Below are 16,167 nucleotides of genomic sequence, written 5' to 3'. Positions count from 1 at the left end.
CTATTTTATTTTTATTCTGCTATTTTTAACTGGTCACGCCCCGCCTGCTTTGCGGCATAAAGTTGGACATCCGCAGCTTTCATCAATTCATGAATATCGGTATAACGCTGCTGATCATCCATCCAGGCCACGCCTATACTCACCGTCACATAGGTTTTATGATCGCCCCGGTTCAAATGCTCAAACTGCTGTTCACGAACCTTCCGCAGTACATTTTCCAGATAAGCTGAGGCGACCTGAATTGTCACATTTTTCAGCAGAATCGCAAATTCCTCTCCCCCATAACGTGCTAGATAGGCAGATTCGGGTAATTCTTTCTGAATCACCTTCACCAGATTCTGTAAAATTTCATCCCCTTTTAAATGCCCATAATAATCGTTATAGTTCTTAAAATAATCGACATCCAGCATGCTAAAAATCAGGCTTTGCTGTGAATCTTGTTGCAGATGAGAAAAGTGCTTTTGTATTTTTTCATTCAAAGCTCGCCGGTTAAAGGCTCCTGTCAGCGCATCTATATTCATCTGGTCTTCCAGCCTGGTATTCAGCTCATATAATTGCCGAGTACGCTCCTTCACTTTCTGATCCAGCGAGCTGTTTAGCTCCTTTAAACGTATATTTAGCTGCTCGGTTTGATAAGTGTGATGGGCATAGTTTCTGGACTGTTGAAACATGGTCAACAAGGCATACAGACTGGTTGAAATAAACAGTAAATTTGTAGTTTCAATAACATTGATCAGTAATAGATAATCATTCAAAAAGGTCAGGCACAAAAAAACCACTGCATATAAGGTGAGACGTGAATAAGGCAGTTTTTGCCGCAAGGTCTGATAAAAACCATAGATGAAATTACCCCCAATCACCCAACAGAAAATAGCGCTATACAGTGCCACACGTTCAAATATTTCCGGTTGAGTAAATAAGGTCACACCACAGTTAAACAGCAGAAAAGCCACTGCTATATAATAAACATAGCGATGCAGATAACGCTGATTAAACAGGTACATATAGCTGAGGAAAAACAGAGTCGCCAAGAAGGTGAATAAATATTGCAGACGCATCCCCCAAAGCCAGTCAATACTGGTAAAGACCGAATAGGCATAAGGGGCATTAAACAGGTTGTGCAAAGCCAGAAAAACAATAAACAGGCCAAAGGTAAAAATACTTCTACTATTACGTTCCTTGGAACCACGAAAGACTGAAAATAAAATTGTAAAGCAGCCGATTCCCAACACCATGCCACTGACCATGCTGATACTCATCATAATCTGCTGGTACTGCCGGTTAATGGTGCTTGCTGTTCCAATCCGCAGCGGACGTTCGAGTCCTCCATGCAAAGTACTGTAGTTGGAGACTTGAATACTCAAGGTAACATACTGGCTTTCCGGTACAAAATAACCGATCTGAGGCGCTCTTTTGGTGACTTGACCTGCCGCAGTGGTGCTGACTTTACCTAAACGCAGAATAAAATCACCATTCATATAGACCTGATAGGCGCCATATTGTGCCGGAATATGGATCGCTATTCTTCGTCCGATAAATTCTTTAGGAATTTTAAAATGGCCAATAAAAGTGCCATATCCCATATTTGATCCGGTCAGATTTTTAAAGGACGCCGGGAGCTGACAAACTTGTGGCTGGACCACCGGACTAGGTGCAGTAATAAACTGCCCCTGATAAAACAGCCAGTCCGTATCCAAAGACGTACTGGTGTTCTCAGTAAAGTTAATTTCCGCAATATCGTGTTGGGAAGGCGATGCAAAAGCAGATAAGGCTTGAGCTTGGGCTATCACCGATACAGTCAGTATGAGCCAAGCCGCCACTACCTTATAGATATGCCTTATCATGTTTTGCAAAAGCGCAATATTCCTGAAAAACCGGTTATTTTTCAATCTTACGTAGAATCAGAACAAGTACAATTTTTTTTTGTAGTGAATACGACGAAGCCTACCCAAGCCATGACTTCGTCTTTTTTATAGAGAGTTAAAAAACAGGATATCGGCAGCCCGATTATTCATCACGGGTTTTTACGTCGTACAGTTCAATTTCAAAAATCAGATTCGAGTTGGCTGGAATGATTTTCCCCATTTTACGTTCGCCATATGCCAAATGTGCCGGAACCCGCAATTTACGTTTGCCACCCACTTTCATTCCTAGGATGCCTTGGTCCCAGCCCTTAATCACCCGGCCCGTACCAATCACGGTTTCAAAGTAATTTCCGCGATCCAGTGATGAGTCAAATTTGGTTCCATCTTCGAGCCAGCCGGTATAGTGCGTGGTAATTAAAGCCCCTTTGACCGCTTCTTTCCCCTCACCTACTTTTAAATCAATAATTTCAAGTTCGTTGATCATCGTCATTCATCCAAAACTGGTATTTAATTCAGGCAGTATAAACCGGATTTACTCAAATTCCTTGCGCTTTCATGGCAAGGGTCTAAAAGCTGAGCTGCTGAATTTCCTCATCCTGCAGCAAGCACTGGGTCAATTTTTGATGGTTTTTGGCTGATCCCATTAAGACCCAATGTCCAGTAATCTGTCCTTCCATTTTTTGATGATGAGAATAGATCACCTTTAGATGATGGTCTTTAAACAGTTGTTCATAATGGTCGATTTTATGCTGTTCAAAACAGCAGACCATGTCATAGCTGCGCTCCTGATTCAGCAATTCAATCCCGCGCTGGACATACAGCAGCAATACCAGCACCAGCATGACTATGATCGTGGTCCAGATACTTAATAAGGCATAACCTGCACCGACCGCCATGCCCAGCGCAGCCGTCATCCAGATGGTGGTTGCGGTAGTAATGCCAGAAATCCGGTTCTCATCTTTCAATATAACCCCGGCACCCAGAAACCCCAGACCCGTCAAAACATTAGCTGCCAGCCGGTCAGGATTTTCCACACCAATTTTCAGGGAAATAATGGTAAACAGGCAGGAGCTCAGGCTGACCATGATCATGGTGCGCAGCCCGGCGGATTTACTGTGATATTCCCGCTCTGCGCCAATAATTGCACCGAGCGCAACTGCTAGCAGCAGCTCATACAACTCATGAGGCATGTCTCGACTCTGAAACTGACCCGACCTCCCAGATATACGAAATTTTGCGACCAGGATGCAAGTGCAGACTTGCATCCATCCTGACGCTTATTGTAACTGTTCCCACTCAATGACCGCCTGTGCCTGATCACCAATCAGGGTCCATTCTCCATCCATGACATTGAGCTGCAATTGCATGGTTCTGGCACATAATTGCTGTATCGCGTCTGTACTTAGAGGAGATAGCTTCCAGACTTCAAGATTGGACAGGGTTTTCAGTTTTGGGTTGCGCTTATACCATTCATCGACCGCTGTACCATACGACACAATCGCCACCTGCTTGCAGCGGGCACTGGCTTTTTTCACCTTGTCTTCATCCGGACAGCCGACCTCAATCCATTTCAGTAATTGACCGGTCAGGTCTTTTTCCCACAGGGCGGGTTCATCTGTTTCAAACAGGTCTTTGGTAAATTCCAGCCCTTCCTCGGCATAACGTGCAAAAGCCAAAATTCGCACCATTAAACGCTCAATCGTTTCTGAAGGATGCTGCGCCATCGTCAACTGATAATCCGCATAGTGGTGCTGATCCATGTCGGCAATATTCAGGTCTGCCTTATAAATTGTTGCTTTTAACGCCATAATATTATCCTCAAATTTGGCGCCTAGCATATAAGATTTATTCTGGCTTTGCTGCACAGATTCGGGCCTGAAGCGGACTTTTATCAGGCTTCTTCCTTTTCCGGATCGATACGACATTGCAATAAGGCAATTTCAAATCCCAGCCAGTCCCGATCCTGCTGATAAATAATTTCAACCCGATTATCAATGCCTTCTTCAGCCGACTGATAATTAAACTGCTCCGGGTTGAAGTTAAAGCTTTTCCAGCCTTGCTGGGTATTAAAAATCCCTTTAATTCTGAGCCAGTCCTGCTGCTCACACAGCAGATCAAGCAATTCATAAAAATCGAACTGCCAGCGTTTTGGAAGTTTCCAGCCGGCCACCTGATAGCCTTGGGCACGCTCGACATAATGATAAGGCAACTGCCGGATAACTACAGGTGCCTCATCAGTTTGGGACAGCCGTGGACGCAGCTGTAATAAAGGTTGCAGCTGGCGTGGGCTGCCCTGATAGTCCTGCTGGATTTCAGTGATGTCCAGCTGGCCTTGTTCCGCCATCAGCCAGCGCTGGGCATAAGGCTGATATTCGGCTTTTAAATGTTGCAGTGCCAGATGATCGGACTCTGTCATCAAGTCTGGATGGGAAATCACGATAAGCTGTGCCGCTTTCAACTGATCGGCATACAGATATTGCTGGGTCCAGGCCTGATCATGCAAACGTGAGCCATCCACTACCGTAACCAGCACCTGCATCTTTAACTGACTGTGCCAGTACGGTTCTGTCAGTTGTTCTAACAGCTGTGCAGGATGACCTAAACCAGTCGGTTCAATAAACAGCCGGTCCGGTTTGGCTTCGGAAAGCAGACGCGATAAGGCGATCTGCATCGGTAACTGGCTGCTACAGCACAAACATCCACCGAGCAGCTCTTTGACGGCATAGCCTTCATCCTGACTTAATAACTGCTGGTCTACCCCTATCTGACCAAATTCGTTCATCAGCACCGCCCAAACCTCCTGTTCAGGTTTCTGAGCCAGCAGCTGTTTTAACAAGGTGGTTTTGCCGGCTCCTAAAAAACCGGAAATAATATGCACAGGAATAGCAGGTGAAGCAGCAAGAACTTTCAAAATCGACTCACAACAAATGAGATAGAAAACAGCAAACGCTGACCATTATAAAAGATGAATCTACTAAAAGGCTGATGGATAACTACAGGAATCCAAATACGGCTCTGTTTTTTGCTTACAGAGCTTTTTTGCTGCTTTTTATCCATCCGAATCACCCAATAACAAGTCACTCTGAAATATCTACACACATTTTTTGCTAAGCTTCTCCTATACAATTAACAAAAAACAAACAACTTTCTTGGATTTGTAAATGTTCAGTTCGTTCTGGTGTGCGGCTTTTGTTAATTCATTTGCCCGGCCTATTTTCGCTGCTTAGGATGAATTCCTGTCAGGCCGGTGTGATGATCACGCTGACATGTTAAAAATGAAATAACCAAGGATACTCAACATGAAATATGCACAACTTTTACTTGCAACCACTTTAACTGCAGCAGCAGCCACCAGCTTTGCAGCAACAGAAAAAGCAGCTGAACACACGACTGAAGAACAAAAAGTAATCGTCAGTACGCAGGAAATGCCGACTTCTGGTGCAACTACAGAACAGCCGGCTTCTGAAGCTGCTGCAGAAGGTCAATCTTCAGCAACGCCTGCTGCTCGTTAAGCTGATCTAAACCCTCGGAATGAGAAGCATAGCCAGCACAGTAGAACTCCAGTAGGCCTCGGTCTATACGGCTGGTTATGAAAGAATGCTGAACCACGCGAGAGCGGGTTTGGCATTTTTCTTATAGATTAAAGTTCATTTACCATAGTCATAATTGATCATAAAATTGCTGTCGGCTATTAAAGAACAACAAATTAACCATTTAGAATCAATAAATTATTCTGAACCATCCAACCCTTTCTTTATTTATTTAATACACATTACCTACTATGGCCTAGCTTGTCTGAATACCCGATTTATCCCTTAATGACCCATATTGATTGTGGATTGAATGGATATTCGCTATGGGCAAAACAAATTATACAACTGAAGTCGCGATTTTAGGTGCAGGCCCAGTAGGTTTGACACTTGCCAATTACCTGAGCAAACAAGGCATACAAGTGACGGTGGTCGAACAGTTGGATAGTTTGATTGATTATCCCCGTGCCATTGGGATTGATGATGAGTCGCTGCGTACGATTCAGTCTTTAGGTCTGGTCGATCAGGTGCTTCCACATACTACCCCCAACCATGCGATGCGTTTTTTAACGCCTAAAGGTCGCTGTTTTGCCGATATTCAGCCCTTAACCCGTGAGTTTGGTTTCTCACGCCGTAATGCCTTTATTCAGCCTCAAGTCGACCGTGTTCTGTTAGAGGGCTTAAAACAATATAAAAAAACTGAAGTGCTTTTCTCACGTCATTTGACTGACTTTAGCCAGAATGCTGACGGTGTAACACTGAATGTCCAGACCAAAGAAGGCGGTACAGAAACCATTCAGGCGCAATACCTGATTGCCTGTGACGGCGGTAATTCTTATGTACGCCGTACTCTGGGTGTGGCATTTGATGGTGAGACTGCACCCAACCAATGGATTGTAATTGATATTGAAAACGATCCGCTAGCGACCCCGCACATCTATTTATGCTGTGATCCGGTGCGTCCTTATGTGTCTGCTGCGTTGCCACACGGTATTCGCCGTTTTGAATTTATGGTCATGCCGGGTGAGACCCAAGAAGAACTCAGCCAGCCTGAAAATATTGCCAAACTGTTATCTAAGGTTTTACCAACCACTGATGGTATCGAAGTGATCCGTCAGCGTGTCTACACCCACAATGCACGTATTGCTGATAAGTTCCGTGTAGACCGTATTTTGCTGGCAGGTGATGCTGCCCACATTATGCCGGTATGGCAAGGTCAGGGCTATAACAGCGGTATGCGTGATGCCTTTAACCTGGCCTGGAAAATGGCGCTAGTCATTCAGGGCAAAGCAGGTCCGGCACTGCTTGACTCTTACCAGATTGAACGTAAAGACCATGCAAAGGCCATGATTGATCTGTCGGTGATGGCGGGTCACGTACTGGCACCACCCAAAAAATGGCAAGGTTTTGTACGTGACGGGATTGCCTATGCACTGAACTATATCAAGCCCATCAAGCAATACTTGCTGGAAATGCGCTTTAAGCCGATGCCTAAATATCATGACGGCGCGCTGATTCCACACAACAGTAAAAACTCACCGGTAGGTAAAATGTTCATCCAGCCGCAGGTGCGTGTGGGATCAGGTGAAACCGTTCTGCTGGATGAAGTGATCGGGAATGACTTCGCCATCATCGCTTGGGGTGTAGATCCGAAATGGGGACTTTCAGCAGAAAACCTGCAAAAGTGGCAAAAGCTGGGCGTAAAATTTATTCAGGTGCTGCCTGCCATACAAATGGATAATCCGCAGCGTCAGCACTATGAACATGTCATCACCATTGGTGATATGGGTACAGATATTCGTGCTTGGTTCGGTCAGACGTCTGAATCTGTGGTGATCTTGCGTCCAGACCGTTTTGTGGCGGCACTTGCTATCCCACAAACCCTGAACAGCATCAGTCAGCAATTGTTCAACAAGCTTTCGATTCAAGTTTAAGTTCCTCGAGTAGAACTCACAGAAGACCATGCCTTGGCGTGGTCTTTTCATATCATAACCGTCAGTTTTCAATAGCCTTTTAACACTCTCTCAATAGGGAATTACACAAACTGCTGCCCTGCCTTAAATCACACGTACTCATCTTTGAAGGCAAGCTGATTGGAAATAGCATTTTCAATATAAGCCATGTCCAGCCTTATATTGCTTGATGTCTATCTGAACGTTTTAATTTCTCTTCAATAGCGCGGAGCCTTTCAATATCTATTTAAATACTTGAATAGAAAGATGGTTTTTTAATTCTTAGATTGGCACCTGAAGTACAACAGAGATTAAATTATTGGAAGCAAGAAATGGTTGTTTTGCCAAGCAGGTCCATAAATTAACGCGAAGAGCTCATGTTTCCAGTCTAAAAAAATCCATGATAAAAGGCAGGCCCAGGTGATTTCTCGTCTTAAGCTTCAAAGCAGTCCTGAACAAATTGCTTCATCTAACAAGATAAAAATAAGGGCGGTACACTCTTTCCCCTCCTAGGTTTGGGAAATCAGAGAAACAGAAAATACGGCTCTTCTGAAAAACCCGTGGCCAGCTGTGCAAGAATGAAAATACCAAAGGTTTAATCCGGCCATATATTCAAAAAGGCAGTGATTTAAAGATCTAGATGGATGACTATCTCTTAGAAATCACTCAAGGCTTGAATCATCGCCCAAGAAAAAGACCCAGCTTTAAAAATCCGAGTCAGGTATGGCAGCAACACGATATTGCATTTTCAAGGCTAATCTGCAATTTATGAAAGAGATCTGATTGAGAAATTAAAACAGATTCATATAAAATTGTTCGTTCAGGATCTTTAGGATCAGTTCAATCAATTCATTTTTCTGGCCTTTACGGTAACTGGCATACAGGTCAATCATCGGTAAAGGTTCAATGGTATTTTTAACCACAATCTTGTCACCCAGTAGAGGAATCACATAAGCAGGCACCAGACTCCAGCCTACTCCCATCCCCACCAGATTGACATTGAGCAAAATATTGGTGGATTGCTGGACCACATTCACATTAATTTTGGACTGTTGTAAAAAATCGGTCACGATCTTGTACAGCTGGGGGGAAGCCCCTTCATCACTGATAATAAAATCCTGTTGGTTCAGACTTTTGATACTGACATGACGCTGTTCAGCTATCGGGGAACTTTTGGGCACAATCAGCGCCAAAGGCTCACTAAAGATCTGCACATGTTCCAGCTCTTCGGCATTCTCGATATAACGGGTAAAAGCAATATCAATTTCCCCTTTCTTTAAGGCCCTGAACTGCTGCGCATCTGTCAGACTATGAAAATTGATTTTCACTTCCGGAAAATGTGCCCGGATGGTTGGCATGATATAAGGAAAAACTTTCATTTCCGCCACAGGTACAAAGCCGATATTGAGCTGGTCCTTATTGGCATGGGCGATTTGTCTGGCCACCTGTATGGCACGCTCGGCATGTTCCAGACTCAATAGCGCCTCTTTTAAAAAGGCCTGTCCGGCTTCGGTCAACTCCACTTTACGGTTATTGCGTTTGAGTAACTGTACCTCGACTTCGCGTTCCAGGTCCTTAATCTGCTGGCTCAAGGAGGGTTGTACGGTATTTAATTTTTCAGCGGCGCGGGTAAAGTTCAGTTCATTCGCCACTGTCACAAAATAGCGTAAATGTCTCAATTCCATCTGCTTGTCCCTCTCTTAGCTGCCCACAATTGCATGGTGTTTTTTGGCCACATATTGACGATAGACCCATAGGGTCAGCATGATTAGAACTGCACAGAAGATATAGGTCTGTTCAAAGCCCCATTGTGCAATCAGCAGTCCCATCACGATCGAACCCACAGCCAGACCGAGATCAAACAGGGTAAAGAAAGTCGAAATCGCATGGCCCATGCGCTGTTTTTCAACCGACTGAATTGCCAGAGTTTGCAAGCATGGAAATAAAGACCCATAGCCGATGCCGATAAAGATTGCTGACAGCCATAATATCCACTGATTAGAAACCAGACTGACGATGAGCAGACCAATTGCGAAAAAAACAAACGAAGGGTAAATCACCGCACTTGGACCTTTGCGGTCATAAATTTTGCCCACCCAGGGACGCACCAGCAGCATCGATACAGCAAACACAATAAAAAATATTCCGGCATAAGCCAAGAGCTGCTTAGACTCACTATAAGGCGTAATAAAGCTGGTGATACTGGAATAGGAAAATGCCGTAAGTAGCGCCACAAGGCTGACTGCCAGCACCCTTAACTCCAGAATATCATGCAGACTAAACCTGGATTTTTCCGCCTTTCGCGGTGTGGCTGGAGGAAGTTCCGTGATATTCAGCATCCAGCAGAAAATCAGCCCGACGGAAATAATCACCGCCAGCAGGCCAAAGAGCACCTGGAAGCTGGTCACTTGTATGATGCTCAGCGCCAGAAGCGGCCCAAAGACCACTCCCAGATTGGTGGACATCACAAAATAGCCCATCCCCTCACCTTTACAGTGCTCCGGTATAAATTCATTGGCTATCGGTACCGTCACGGTGGTCAGAATACTGAACCAGATTCCATGAAAAAATCGGACTGCCAGCAGGGAGCTCATACTGTCGACCAGCAGATAACTAAAGGCAAACAGGGCAAAGATCACTCCGGCAGCACGTAGAGAGACTTTTTTGCCCAGCTTTTCAATGATCAGCCCGGAAAACGGCCGGATCGCAATAGAAGATGCCAAAAACAGGGTTAAAGCCAAACCCGCTTCCCTCACCGTTCCGCCCAGATCTTTCATGATATAAATCGGCAAAATGGTCAATAAAGCAAAGTAATAAACAAACAGAAAAAAATTATTCAACAAGCAAAGAATGAATGAGCGATTCCATAACCGCTCAGGAGCAACTGACATAACACCCACTTTTAAAAGTCACACGCTCAAACAGAAACCAGCACTGGAGCTAATACAAGGTCGACCAGCTTCTGAATATAGACTTCATCCGGCAGCCGGTTAAAAAAGATAATCTGATAATGAATCGGGCCATACAGGCTATCCAGCATCAGATCAAAAGGATAATCTGCCCGGATCTCACCGCGCTGAATGGCCTGTTGCAGTAATTCATGGGTCTGCTGGCGACGCGGCAATAAATACTGCTGAAAAAACTCACTCGTCAATTCCCGATGATCCGCAATCACCACCAGCAAGGCTCGCCCCACTGGATGATTTAAAGCCTGGGCAAGCAGGCTTAATTGCTGGATCAAATTGGTTCTCAAGCTTTCTTCTGCATTCAGTTCAAATACCGAAGCGGTATGCTGCTTGAAGGTATCCAGCACCAGTTCCGATTTATGTTTCCACCAGCGATAAATGGTTGATTTTCCCACGCCTGCCCGGGCAGCAATATCTTCAACAGTCAGCTGGGAATAGTCACCTTCAGTCAAAGCCTGCTTGACTGCCTGTAAAATCTCGTCCTGACGGCGTGAGGATTTTTCTTCCACCTTTAAAAGCTCCATAATCGAAACGATACGTATCGTTTCATATTAAGATAAAAATAAAGGCCCGACTAGAGCCTGTATTTGGTTTCCATCAAAAAGACCTTTCAAAAAGTCTTTTTTCAGGGCAACTTCACTATTTAGCTATGGGCAGTTTTTTTATAAATGCTGCAGGATGGATGATGATTTTCCTGCAAGCGGGCCACTTTACGTTGCTCTGCAGCTTCAAAACGGCAGCGTTTCCAGTCATTATCGAGTTTCAGCGGTGGAATCTGTTTTGGTTTACCATTTTCATCGACTGCAACCATGGTGAAATAACAGCTATTGGTATGACGTACAGTACGTTTTTGAATATTCTGTGCTTCTACACGAATACCAATTTCCATAGAAGTACGACCAACATGATTCACACTGGCCAGGAAAGTCACCAATTCACCGACATGAATCGGCTCTTTAAAATTCACTTTGTCTACAGATAGGGTCACGACATAACTGCCCGAATAGCGGCTGGCACAAGCATAAGCCACTTGGTCCAGTAGTTTCAGAATGGTGCCCCCATGAACATTTCCTGAAAAATTCGCCATATCTGGTGTCATCAGAACGGACATCGTTAACTCAGACTGGTCATCCGATACTGGGGCAATTTGATCTAAAAGGGTCATCGTTTTTTCTGAACTCTTTGAATGACAATGATATAGGTCATTATTATATCAATTTTAACATAAATAAAATGTTCAATTCGGCAAATAAAACATCACAATTATTTATACAGAAAATTACTTTATATAGAAAAAAGTATATTTAATTATTTCTATCGCATTTTCAGCATGCAGAAAATAAGCTTAAATTAAATAAGAGTTTATTTAAGGCAAATAAACGATCTATATTTGAATATGCGCTTTATCAGCAAATACTCGAATTTAATCAGCAGCACTTTAATGCTTAAGCTATTTTTCTTCCTCGACCCGTTTGAGCATTTCTCGAGCAACCTTTTCATAATTGAGTATTTGCTGCCCATCAAGTGTGGTTTCAATATCAACCGAACCATCTGCATGCACAGCAGTTACGGTGAAAATATAAGATTCAAATTGTGCCAGTTTAACGTGTTGTCCAATTTCAATATGATTCATAAAGCTCTCAAATTTTTTAGTATTCATTAAAATACATTCTGGCATGCAGATTATGTTTTTGAAATATTTGCTTAACTTAAGTCTATAAACAAATATGTTAAAAGTTCAAATTAACATCACTAGAGTTTTATAAAAAAATTATATTTTTATAATTCAATCTCTTGTATTTAATTATATTCTATATTTTGTGAATATATCAGCAATAAATAGCTGGGGGAGATAATCAGATCATAGACAAAAACGATAGCCCTGCTCAGTATCTGGAGGAGACCTAGCTCCAACAGCTTTCATCCCGTATTCAAAAAGAGGAAAAGATCGGCTGATTTTCCAAAATGTTATTGTGCTTCATGGGTCAATAACTGGGGAATACGATGTCCGCGAATATAATTATGATTTTGATAGACTTGGGCAATCTCGGTTAGCTTGTATTGGGTCGCCTCAATTCCGGCCTGCATCGTCATTTCCCGACCACGCACATCGAAAATATGGCCTTTCTCACGCAAGTCCGGCTGAATGACGACATCGGCATATTGCAGCTCTTCATGGGCCAGACGCTGCTGCATAATATTAATATTCTGGTTAAACAGCCCCCAGACATTGCTGGTTTCGGTGTGTATAGGCTGTGCCAGTATATCCACGGCGATGACAATATCTGCGCCGAGTTCACGCGCAACCTTAACCGGCACCGGACTTACTAGCCCGCCATCCACGTACTCCTGGCCCTGAATCAGCGTGGGAATAAACATGCTCGGAATGGATACGGATGCACGTACCGCCTGTCCAGTATTGCCGTAATTAAAGACCACCTTTTTGCCTTCTTTAAGTGCTGTTGCTACCACAAACATTGGAATTTTCATGTCCTGCAGCGGCATCTGGTCAACCTGCAGATTGACATAGTCTTCGACCTTTTTACCATCAAAGAAGCCTTTCAGGTCCAAACGGATGTCTCGGACATCATTCGCTTTCATATTAAGGGCAATATTGCGTAATTCAATTGCCGGCTTACCGCTGGCATAGATTGATCCGACCAGACTGCCGGCACTGGTACCTACAATAAAGTCGGGACGGATGCCCGCCTGCTCCAGCACCTCAATTGCACCAATATGCGCATACCCACGCGCCCCGCCACTACCTAAGACCAGGGCAACAATCGGCCGCTGTTCGGCTTTTTTTATCTTCCAGAAATTAATGAGATGTGGACGTGACTGGGCTTCTATAATGACAGCAGACTGTAAATCATTGGTCAAAGATGTCATGGGCACAGTTTGGCAACCACCAAGCACCACCACACTTATAATGACCAGACTCAATACATAATTCTGCATGTAGCGAAGACCTTCCTCACCCAAAACAGCATAGTGTATAAACACATGCGCAAATAATCTGTAGAATTTCGTAAAACTGTCATACAGTTGGCTTAGCTTATCTATATTTTTGCAGCAACTGTATGACTCGACTTTCGTTATACCAGATTTTCCTGATTTTCCTACAACTTGGCTGTGTTTCCTTTGGCGGACCTGCCGCCCATCTGGTATTTTTTCACCGTAAATTTGTCATGCAGTTAAAGTGGATAGACGACCCGCTCTATGGTCAGCTGGTAGCGCTGGCCCATCTGCTTCCGGGTCCAAGTAGCAGTCAGGTCGGTCTTTCCATTGGTTATCTACAGCGAGGTTATGCCGGCGCATTGATGGCCTGGCTGGGATTCACCCTCCCTTCTGCGATGCTCATGACAGGCATTGCGCTGCTGGGACAGCATTATTTTTATATCTTAGACGCAAATAGCTTTCACACCCTGCAACTCGTGGTTTTCGCTGTGATCGCCTGGGCGTTCTGGCAGATGTTGAACAGTCTCTGTAAAACGGCCTGGCAATATGCCGTGGTGCTGATCTCGACCCTTTTGCTTGTGGTGATCAGCGTCAGTTTTAACCAGCTTTTAGTAATTCTGCTGGGAGCCATCAGTGGCCTGCTCATGGCCAGATCTATGCCAGCGTCTGCTCAACAGCAAAATGCAGAGCATGCTCCAGCTATTGATTCAGCATTTGCCAGAAAGTCTGCTGCACCTTATTGGCTACTTATCTTTATCGCGCCCTTTTTCCTGCTTCCGCTTATCGTCCACTTCACTGAATGGAAAAGTCTGCAATTTTTTGCAGATTTCTATCAGACTGGTTCCTTGGTCTTTGGAGGAGGCCATGTGGTTTTACCACTGCTCTATCAGGATTTTGTGGCCACACATCTAGTTTCCGGGCCGTCATTTGACTTGGGTTATGCCTTCGCCCAGCTGATGCCCGGTCCCCTGTTCAGCTTTGCCAGCTATGTAGGTGCCTTGCTTCCATGGACGGCCTTTCCCTGGCTCAATGCCCTTCTTGCCACTTGTGCGATTTTTCTGCCCTCGTTTTTGCTGGTCTTTGCCGCCCTGCCTTACTGGTCCTGGCTGATGCAACAACGCTATATTCAGCGGGCAGTTAGTGGCATCAATGCAGCTGTGGTGGGTTTGTTATTGTATTTACTGCTCGATCTGTCGCAGCGTTCTTTCCGCTCTTGGTCGGATCTGCTATTTGTCCTCCTCATGATTTTATTGCTTCGTTCCAAATTGCCGGTCTGGGCGAGCCTGATCAGCGGTTTTATCATCTATCAGGGCTATCTCCACTATTTTTAAATCTCTTTTCATATTTTCAGCCAGTAAAAAGCCCCGAACCAGTCGGGGCTTTTGCTGCCAAGTCTTAGCAGCTTTTTAAATTGACTTGATCTTGGTGTTTAGCAGAATAGCCATGCTGGAACAGTTCGCTATGCGCCTTGATTAACAAAATTGCAATCAGGTACATACTGGTCATTATTTCCATTAACCGATCTGCATTACCAAAGTTTTGTATATAAAAAATTATATAAAAAACTTTAAAATCATCTGAATGACCGTTGCATTGATCAGGTCAACAAAGAATGCACCACATAACGGCACAATCAGGAACGCCTTATGCGATGGGCCATAGGTATTGGTGATCGCCTGCATGTTGGCTACCGCAGTCGGAGTCGCCCCCATGCCAAAACCACAGTGACCGGCTGCCAGTACCGCAGCATCATAGTTTTTACCCATCACACGGAAGGTAATGAAACCTGCATATAAGGCCATGGTTAAGGTCTGCGCCCCCAGAATCACCATCAATGGTCCTGCAAGATCTGCCAGTTGCCAGAGTTTTAAAGAAAGCAATGCCATCGCCAGATAAAGCGACAAGGACGCATTTCCAAAAACATCGATCGCCCGGTCAAAGACCTGAACTTTAAAAATACCTTCCAGCACATTACGCAAAATCACGCCGCCTGCCAGTGCCCATACGAAAGTCGGCAGCTCGAATGCCGTTCCTCGGCTAAAGCCGGTCATAAATTCTGCAAATGCCAGACAACCGGCAAACAGGCCTAGCGTTGTAATTGCGTTATCCGCGGTAATCAGACGTACCTGATGTGGATATTCAAATGGAATATATTCCGTAGAATTAATATCCATCGGGGTATTGTTGCGCTTTTCAATCTGCTGGTTGGTACGCTCAGTCGCCAGATTGTGACGGTTAATCAGAAGCCTAGCCAAAGGTCCGCCAATGATTCCGCCAATAATCAGGCCAAAAGTCGCACTGGCCATTCCCAGTGCAAGCGCACCCTGAATACCGTGCTGAACTTCCAGAATTTCACCCCATGCTCCTGCTGTACCATGTCCCCCGGTCAAGGTAATTGAACCCGCAATCAGACCAATCAGCGGATCGATGCCCAGCAAAGTCGCCAGACTGATCCCTACGACGTTTTGTATCACAATGAATGTAGAAATCGCCATCAGGAAGATCACCAGCCCAATCCCGCCTTCACGTAGTTTGGAAAAGTTGGCGCTCAGACCGATTGAGGAGAAGAAAATTAGCATAAAACTGGTTTGCAATTGGGCACTTGTGGTAATGCTATAACCCCAGAATGTGTGTACCAGCAATGAGAGAATCGCTGCAACCAGACCACCTGCTACAGGCTCAGGAATGTTGTAACGTTTTAAGAATTCGATTTTATTGACCAGGAAACGTCCGAGTAACAGCACGATAGCTGCCGCGATCAAGGTATAAAATGCGTTAAAAGTAAAATCCATAATTTTTGCCCAAGATGATCTGGAGTTTTTTGTCGTTCTAAAAGTCACTTTATGTTGCAGTCTGCTTGCAACCTATGATGACTACGCCAGAAATGCCTCGAAGT

15 protein-coding genes are annotated in these 16,167 nt (G+C 44.5%); 3 read left to right on the top strand and 12 right to left on the bottom strand.

The annotated features are described in order from the left end of the window. Positions 1 to 11: 11 nt before the first annotated feature. The 5 genes from NI467_RS03040 to NI467_RS03020 all read right to left on the bottom strand — a co-directional run bounded on the left by NI467_RS03040 (position 12) and on the right by NI467_RS03020 (position 4,776). On the bottom strand, positions 12 to 1,844 hold the full coding sequence (locus NI467_RS03040; protein WP_253150951.1) for a diguanylate cyclase: 1,833 nt from the start codon (positions 1,842 to 1,844) through the stop codon (positions 12 to 14). Between the two features lie 163 nt (positions 1,845 to 2,007). Continuing rightward, complete coding sequence (locus tag NI467_RS03035; protein ID WP_151204272.1) at positions 2,008 to 2,349, bottom strand: FKBP-type peptidyl-prolyl cis-trans isomerase; 342 nt, start codon at positions 2,347 to 2,349, stop codon at positions 2,008 to 2,010. Between the two features lie 82 nt (positions 2,350 to 2,431). Beyond that, complete coding sequence (locus tag NI467_RS03030) at positions 2,432 to 3,055, bottom strand: MgtC/SapB family protein (protein ID WP_174660183.1); 624 nt, start codon at positions 3,053 to 3,055, stop codon at positions 2,432 to 2,434. Positions 3,056 to 3,142: 87 nt separating this feature from the next. After that, entirely contained in the window at positions 3,143 to 3,673 is a 531-nt protein-coding gene (locus tag NI467_RS03025; protein WP_151204270.1) for a YaeQ family protein, read from the bottom strand. A gap of 83 nt (positions 3,674 to 3,756) precedes the next feature. Further along, entirely contained in the window at positions 3,757 to 4,776 is a 1,020-nt protein-coding gene (locus NI467_RS03020) for a GTP-binding protein (RefSeq protein WP_253150828.1), read from the bottom strand. 388 nt (positions 4,777 to 5,164) lie between these two features. On the opposite strand from NI467_RS03020, the gene NI467_RS03015 reads away from it, so the two are divergent. Together NI467_RS03015 and NI467_RS03010 are read left to right on the top strand one after the other, a co-directional pair. Beyond that, complete coding sequence (locus NI467_RS03015; RefSeq protein WP_151204268.1) at positions 5,165 to 5,377, top strand: hypothetical protein; 213 nt, start codon at positions 5,165 to 5,167, stop codon at positions 5,375 to 5,377. A gap of 344 nt (positions 5,378 to 5,721) precedes the next feature. Then, positions 5,722 to 7,329 (top strand): bifunctional 3-(3-hydroxy-phenyl)propionate/3-hydroxycinnamic acid hydroxylase, encoded by a 1,608-nt coding sequence (locus NI467_RS03010; RefSeq protein WP_151205804.1) that lies wholly within the window; start codon positions 5,722 to 5,724, stop codon positions 7,327 to 7,329. Positions 7,330 to 8,138: 809 nt separating this feature from the next. Here NI467_RS03010 and NI467_RS03005 read toward each other — a convergent pair. The 6 genes from NI467_RS03005 to NI467_RS02980 form a co-directional block, all read right to left on the bottom strand. Beyond that, positions 8,139 to 9,032, bottom strand: coding sequence for a LysR substrate-binding domain-containing protein (locus tag NI467_RS03005; RefSeq protein ID WP_253150826.1), 894 nt, complete (start codon positions 9,030 to 9,032; stop codon positions 8,139 to 8,141). 15 nt (positions 9,033 to 9,047) lie between these two features. Further along, positions 9,048 to 10,238, bottom strand: a complete 1,191-nt coding sequence (locus NI467_RS03000) for an MFS transporter (RefSeq protein WP_253150824.1) — start codon at positions 10,236 to 10,238, stop codon at positions 9,048 to 9,050. A gap of 26 nt (positions 10,239 to 10,264) precedes the next feature. Beyond that, positions 10,265 to 10,837 (bottom strand): TetR/AcrR family transcriptional regulator, encoded by a 573-nt coding sequence (locus NI467_RS02995; protein ID WP_151204264.1) that lies wholly within the window; start codon positions 10,835 to 10,837, stop codon positions 10,265 to 10,267. 119 nt (positions 10,838 to 10,956) lie between these two features. Further along, positions 10,957 to 11,478, bottom strand: coding sequence for an acyl-CoA thioesterase (locus tag NI467_RS02990; RefSeq protein ID WP_151204263.1), 522 nt, complete (start codon positions 11,476 to 11,478; stop codon positions 10,957 to 10,959). Positions 11,479 to 11,763: 285 nt separating this feature from the next. Further along, a complete protein-coding gene (locus NI467_RS02985) occupies positions 11,764 to 11,946 on the bottom strand; it encodes a hypothetical protein (protein ID WP_151204262.1) in 183 nt (60 codons plus the stop codon). A gap of 335 nt (positions 11,947 to 12,281) precedes the next feature. Further along, a complete protein-coding gene (locus NI467_RS02980) occupies positions 12,282 to 13,271 on the bottom strand; it encodes a patatin-like phospholipase family protein (protein WP_253150821.1) in 990 nt (329 codons plus the stop codon). Positions 13,272 to 13,393: 122 nt separating this feature from the next. On the opposite strand from NI467_RS02980, the gene chrA reads away from it, so the two are divergent. Further along, the gene (chrA, locus tag NI467_RS02975; RefSeq protein WP_253150819.1) at positions 13,394 to 14,602 is read left to right on the top strand and encodes a chromate efflux transporter; all 1,209 of its coding nucleotides are present in this window, start codon (positions 13,394 to 13,396) and stop codon (positions 14,600 to 14,602) included. A gap of 222 nt (positions 14,603 to 14,824) precedes the next feature. On the opposite strand, the gene gltS is transcribed toward chrA, so the two are convergent. Then, positions 14,825 to 16,063, bottom strand: coding sequence for a sodium/glutamate symporter (gene gltS / locus NI467_RS02970; protein WP_151204259.1), 1,239 nt, complete (start codon positions 16,061 to 16,063; stop codon positions 14,825 to 14,827). Positions 16,064 to 16,167 lie beyond the last annotated feature (104 nt).

The organism is Acinetobacter sp. S4397-1 (assembly GCF_024129285.1).
GTDB lineage: Bacteria > Pseudomonadota > Gammaproteobacteria > Pseudomonadales > Moraxellaceae > Acinetobacter > Acinetobacter lwoffii_C.
Note: the sequence above shows the minus strand (reverse complement) of the source record. Positions and strands in the feature narration are given on the sequence as shown.

Excerpts from the sequence above, each read along its gene's own strand:
- NI467_RS03040 (WP_253150951.1), bottom strand. The coding sequence starts at position 1,844 with ATGATAAGGCATATCTATAAGGTAGTGGCGGCTTGGCTCATACTGACT.
- NI467_RS03035 (WP_151204272.1), bottom strand. The coding sequence starts at position 2,349 with ATGATCAACGAACTTGAAATTATTGATTTAAAAGTAGGTGAGGGGAAA.
- NI467_RS03030 (WP_174660183.1), bottom strand. The coding sequence starts at position 3,055 with ATGCCTCATGAGTTGTATGAGCTGCTGCTAGCAGTTGCGCTCGGTGCA.
- NI467_RS03025 (WP_151204270.1), bottom strand. The coding sequence starts at position 3,673 with ATGGCGTTAAAAGCAACAATTTATAAGGCAGACCTGAATATTGCCGAC.
- NI467_RS03015 (WP_151204268.1), top strand. The coding sequence starts at position 5,165 with ATGAAATATGCACAACTTTTACTTGCAACCACTTTAACTGCAGCAGCA.
- NI467_RS03010 (WP_151205804.1), top strand. The coding sequence starts at position 5,722 with ATGGGCAAAACAAATTATACAACTGAAGTCGCGATTTTAGGTGCAGGC.
- NI467_RS03005 (WP_253150826.1), bottom strand. The coding sequence starts at position 9,032 with ATGGAATTGAGACATTTACGCTATTTTGTGACAGTGGCGAATGAACTG.
- NI467_RS03000 (WP_253150824.1), bottom strand. The coding sequence starts at position 10,238 with ATGTCAGTTGCTCCTGAGCGGTTATGGAATCGCTCATTCATTCTTTGC.
- NI467_RS02995 (WP_151204264.1), bottom strand. The coding sequence starts at position 10,837 with ATGGAGCTTTTAAAGGTGGAAGAAAAATCCTCACGCCGTCAGGACGAG.
- NI467_RS02990 (WP_151204263.1), bottom strand. The coding sequence starts at position 11,478 with ATGACCCTTTTAGATCAAATTGCCCCAGTATCGGATGACCAGTCTGAG.
- NI467_RS02985 (WP_151204262.1), bottom strand. The coding sequence starts at position 11,946 with ATGAATCATATTGAAATTGGACAACACGTTAAACTGGCACAATTTGAA.
- NI467_RS02980 (WP_253150821.1), bottom strand. The coding sequence starts at position 13,271 with ATGCAGAATTATGTATTGAGTCTGGTCATTATAAGTGTGGTGGTGCTT.
- chrA (WP_253150819.1), top strand. The coding sequence starts at position 13,394 with ATGACTCGACTTTCGTTATACCAGATTTTCCTGATTTTCCTACAACTT.
- gltS (WP_151204259.1), bottom strand. The coding sequence starts at position 16,063 with ATGGATTTTACTTTTAACGCATTTTATACCTTGATCGCGGCAGCTATC.